The following is a 1,397-nucleotide window of genomic DNA, read 5'->3' as shown; positions in this document are numbered from 1 at the left end:
TTGAGCATTTTGCAGAAATCTGAGCCCTTGAGACACAAGGATTTCTAGGGATAAAAAAGGGACTTCACCCCAATTTGGAGAAGTTTTTCGGTGACCAAACCAAAAACGCCCAAAAGGAGGAAGTCACCTTGTATATTCTTCAAGAAAGTCTGTTTTCCTTCGAGGAACTGCAAAAACTTGAATCCAAAGAACGATTGCCTATCTTTTTCAGCGCTCTTGACCTACGTCCTTACGCCAAAGAACTGAGAAGCCGTTCCCCCCGAGGCGCTGACGGTCACTGCAGACAAGGAATCCTTCGGGCTTTGCTTGCAGCTCCGCTTGAGAATATCAGTACGTTCACTGGCCTACATCGCCGGCTGGATATGGATCTTCGTTTTCGCTATCGATGCGGACTTCGGCTTGATCGGAAAGCTCCTTCCGTGGCAACGTTGAGCCGCGTCTTTGCCGAGCTTACGAGCAAAGACCTGGTCAAGCGACTTTTTGAGGATCTGGTCACACGCTGCAAGCAAGAAGGCATCGTCGATGGAAGTCATGTGGCCATCGATAGTGCCGCGATCCATGCCTACGAGAAGAAACAGCCGAAACGTAAAAGCGAGCTCACAGGCAATGCAAACTGGGGTGCCAAGTTCGACTCCTTCGGCAATAAGGTGAAGTGGTTTGGCTACAAGCTTCATCTCGCCGTCGATACCAAAAGCGAACTGCCGATGGCGCTCGCCGTGACACCGGCTCATGTCCATGACGGCGATATGGCGCCAGATCTGATGGAACAAGTCGCGGCAAAAACCAAAGTCAGCTTCTTTGTCCTCGATGCTGGGTACGACCAACTAAAAAACTATGAGGCTGCCCGGAATTTGAAAGCACAGGCGATCATCCCGATGAATCTTCGCAATGAGAAAGAGCCGCCTGCCGGCATGACATCAAACGGAACGCCTTGCTGCTCCATGGGTTTTCCGATGACCTATTGGGGAGCGGATGGCGATGTTCTGAAATTCCGCTGTCCCCATGCTACAGGCAAGGTAGACTGCCCGCTCGGAATGGCCGCTTGTTCGTCTTCCAATTATGGGATGGTCGTTAAGGTGGATACAACCAGTGATCTGCGCCGCTACTCCACACCGCATCGGGAGAGCAAGCGTTGGAAAGAACTGTACAACGAAAGAACTAGCGTGGAACGATGCAATTCCCGCTTGAAAACCTATCTAACTGCCGATGCGATGCACGTTTGGGGAATTCAGAAAGTCACAACGCACCAGTACCTTAACGCCATTGTATTGCTGGCTTCTGCACTAGCCATGGTTAAGCATTCAAGCAAAGCCGCAGCTTAAATTTTTCAGCATAGACGAAAATTCTGCAGGTCTGCCCATTTTTCCAAAGCCATCACATCACGACATTGAAACCAA

The 1,397-nt window shown here is 50.4% G+C and carries 1 protein-coding gene; it reads left to right on the top strand.

The window, feature by feature from the left end:
- The first annotated feature begins 128 nt into the window (after positions 1–128).
- On the top strand, positions 129–1,322 hold the full coding sequence (locus tag AC3WJN_RS25515; RefSeq protein ID WP_007787630.1) for a transposase: 1,194 nt from the start codon (positions 129–131) through the stop codon (positions 1,320–1,322).
- Positions 1,323–1,397 lie beyond the last annotated feature (75 nt).

It is taken from the genome of Brevibacillus sp. FW306-2-1A-C05A, from assembly GCF_058781555.1.
Note: the sequence above shows the minus strand (reverse complement) of the source record. Positions and strands in the feature narration are given on the sequence as shown.